This window comes from Polaromonas sp. P3_C2 (genome assembly GCF_056402675.1).
Window position 1 is genome coordinate 1 of sequence record NZ_JBFUGX010000519.1, and the last position, 2,990, is coordinate 2,990.

General features: G+C 61.4%; 5 protein-coding genes. 4 read left to right on the forward strand and 1 reads right to left on the reverse strand.

The window, feature by feature from the left end:
* On the forward strand, positions 1-690 hold a 690-nt coding region (fabG, locus tag AC1DWI_RS18205), incomplete at its 5' end, for a 3-oxoacyl-ACP reductase FabG (RefSeq protein WP_477725377.1).
* 147 nt (positions 691-837) lie between these two features.
* Complete coding sequence (locus AC1DWI_RS18210; RefSeq protein ID WP_477669372.1) at positions 838-1,176, forward strand: hypothetical protein; 339 nt, start codon at positions 838-840, stop codon at positions 1,174-1,176.
* Between the two features lie 2 nt (positions 1,177-1,178).
* Here the strand turns inward: AC1DWI_RS18210 and AC1DWI_RS18215 are convergent, their stop codons facing one another.
* Entirely contained in the window at positions 1,179-2,036 is an 858-nt protein-coding gene (locus AC1DWI_RS18215; RefSeq protein WP_477669371.1) for an AraC family transcriptional regulator, read from the reverse strand.
* 99 nt (positions 2,037-2,135) lie between these two features.
* On the opposite strand from AC1DWI_RS18215, the gene AC1DWI_RS18220 reads away from it, so the two are divergent.
* Positions 2,136-2,492, forward strand: coding sequence for a cupin domain-containing protein (locus AC1DWI_RS18220; protein ID WP_457280693.1), 357 nt, complete (start codon positions 2,136-2,138; stop codon positions 2,490-2,492).
* 81 nt (positions 2,493-2,573) lie between these two features.
* A partial coding sequence (locus tag AC1DWI_RS18225) for a MarR family winged helix-turn-helix transcriptional regulator (protein ID WP_477725378.1) occupies positions 2,574-2,990 on the forward strand: 417 nt, incomplete at its 3' end.

Sequence of the window (2,990 nt, forward strand, 5' to 3'; positions counted from 1 at the left end):
GGCCTGGCCACCGCACTCAAGTTTGCCCAGGAAGGCGCCATCGTCATCGTCTGCGACGTGAAACAAGCCGGTGTGGATGAAGCCGTCAAACAGTGCCAGGCCCTGGGCGCGCAGGCCGTTGGTTATGTGATGGACGTGACCCAGCGCTCCATGGTGGATGCAGTGGTCGGCGAGGTCAAGGACCAGTTCGGCCGCATTGATGTCCTCGTCAACAACGCCGGCATCACGCAGGATGCGAGGCTGCAGAAAATGACACTGGAGCAATTTGACAAGGTGATCGACGTGAACCTGCGCGGCGTCTTTCACTGCGCGCAAGCGGTGGCCGACACCATGACAGCGCAAGGCAGCGGCGTGATACTGAACGCCAGTTCAGTCGTCGGCATCTACGGCAACTTCGGCCAGACGAATTACGCGGCCAGCAAGTTCGGCGTGATCGGCTTCACCAAAACCTGGAGCCGCGAACTGGGCCCCAAGGGCGTGCGCGTGAATGCGGTGGCCCCCGGTTTTATTTCAACGCCCATCCTCAGCACGATCCCCGACAAGGTGCTCAAGGAGATGGAAGCCCATGTGCCGCTCAAGCGCCTGGGAAGGCCGGAGGAGATTGCCAATGTCTATGCGTTCCTCGCGAGCGATGAGGCGAGTTATGTCAATGGGGCTGTGATTGAGGTTTCTGGCGGGATGTCGGTCTAAGGTGGTATCGCGAAAGCGACTTTCGCTGTCGGGAACCATGCTTGACCGAACAATCAAGCGAAAATTCCACTCATGACAATCTGCAATATAGATATAGCTTTTTAGTTCTTTGGGAGACACGGGGGAATCCCCAAAATGCACCCACAGATGGTCACAAATCCGAACTCCGTAGTTGACGACCTCATCGATCGCATCACTGAGATCGTGCTGCGAACCTATGAGGTTGATCAACTCTTGCCGCACGAAAGCGCCGAGCGCCTCTCGCTTGCCGCGCATGAACTTGTGAGCGCCATTTCGACGGACACAGGGCAAATCGAGTTCTCCTGTGAGCTGACCCTTGCCGCTCACGAAAGGAAAAGCGCATTCCTGGTAAGGGTGCAGGGCCAGGCCGCCTATGAAACCCCGATCTGGCGCATCAATGAAATCTATAACGTAGTTGTGGACCCGCTTGACCGCGGGGAGTCCTTATTTACCGACCTGCAGTAGATTCACTCGATGGTGACGGCAGAAGGGTTCATCTGCCGCAGCCACGCCCCGGGCGACAAACCCACACTGCCCTTGAAGCGCCGGCTGAAATGGCTCTGGTCGGCAAAACCGCAGGCGGCAGCCACCTCGGCCAGGCCCTGCCCGGCCAGCATGGCTGACTGGGCGCGTTCGATGCGCACGGCATTGAGGTAGATATGCGGCGGTACGCCAAACTGCCGGGCGAAGGCGCGGGTCAGATGAACACGCGACAAGCCGGCCTCGCCTGCGAGGGCATCGACGGTGATGTCCTGGTCGAAGTGGCTGCGCAGGTAGTCGCGAATGCGGGCCATGCGCGCAACGCCAGCCGGCTTCACTTCATCGCCTGAGCGCCGCTCGCCATAGCGCTGCAGCAAGTGCACCAGCACATTGCGCGTAAGCTCTTCGGCACGCAGCGACTCTTGCGCCTGCCCGCCTGCGCCTATGGCGCGCGCCAGCGCGCGGCCCATGGCGGCRTCGCGCACCACAGGTTGGCAAAAATAAGCCGCCATGTCGAGGCCGGCTTCCTTGTCACGGCATTCGTTCACCACCTGCTGCGACACATACAGCATGCTGTAGCCAAAACCTTCCTGCGTGCCGCGCTGGCCGTCGTGCGGTTCGTCGGGATTAAAAAGAATCACATCGCCGCGCAGACTGGCGTGCAGCGTGCCGCCGCAGTGAAAGGTCTGCACACCGGAGGCGGTGACCCCTATGGAATAGGTTTCGTGGCTGTGGCGCTCGAAGGTGTGCTCAGTGAAGTGGGCGTTCATCTGAGTCACGCCGGCCAGTGCGCCGGGACGAAAGCGGGCCCAGTCTTTGGGCGTGGGGGCCTGGGCGTCGTGCATGAAACAATCGTAAAGGAAACAATCGTACAAGACGCAGCAGCCCTGGACAAGGAAACTCCCTCTTCAACCGCACTCAACCGCCATGAAAGAGGAGTTCACATGAAAGAAGCCGTAGACCTGCAGACCAAGCTCGCGACCTTTGAAGGCCACTGGCAGCCGCGCACCGTGAGCGAGTTCAATGGGCACGACGTAATGGTCGTCAAGGTCCAGGGAGAATTCAGCTGGCATTCGCACCCCGAGAGCGACGATTTCTTCCTGGTGCTCAAGGGCGAGCTACACATCGACATCGACGGCCAGCCCACCGTCACGCTCAAGCCAGGCCAGCTGTACGTGGTGCCTCGCGGGGTGCGCCATCGTCCGCGGGCGCCGCAAGAGGCGCACCTGCTGCTGATTGAGCCGACCGGCGCGCCCAACAGCGGCGATGCAGCCACAGCGGCGCCGCGCCGGGTGATCTGAGGCCGGGCTGCCGAACCAGATGTGTTGCCAGAAGATGCCACATACTTGACTTTGTCAATCAATTGATTGACGATATCTACCATGATCTCGTCAATCAATACCACCGCCTCAAGCACGCCTGCCCCGCTCCAGACTGGAGCGCCCCCCGCTTCTACAGCCCACGTCAAGGCCGTGCGAAGCTTTAACCGCTTCTACACCCAGCGCATCGGCGTACTGGACCCCTATCTGGACAGCGAGTTTTCGCTGACGGAGGTGCGGGTGTTGTATGAGCTGGCCCACCGCGACCAGCCCACAGCCACGGAGCTGGGGCGCGACCTGGCACTGGACGCGGGTTACCTGAGCCGCATCCTGCGCCGCTTCGAAAGCCAAGGCTGGCTGGCGCGCGCGTCTTCGCCGGCGGACGCGCGGCAAAGCCTGCTGAAGCTGACCAAGGCCGGCCACGCTGCATTTGCGCCGCTGCAGCAGCGCTCCCGCGACGAGGCCGCCGCCCTGCTGGCC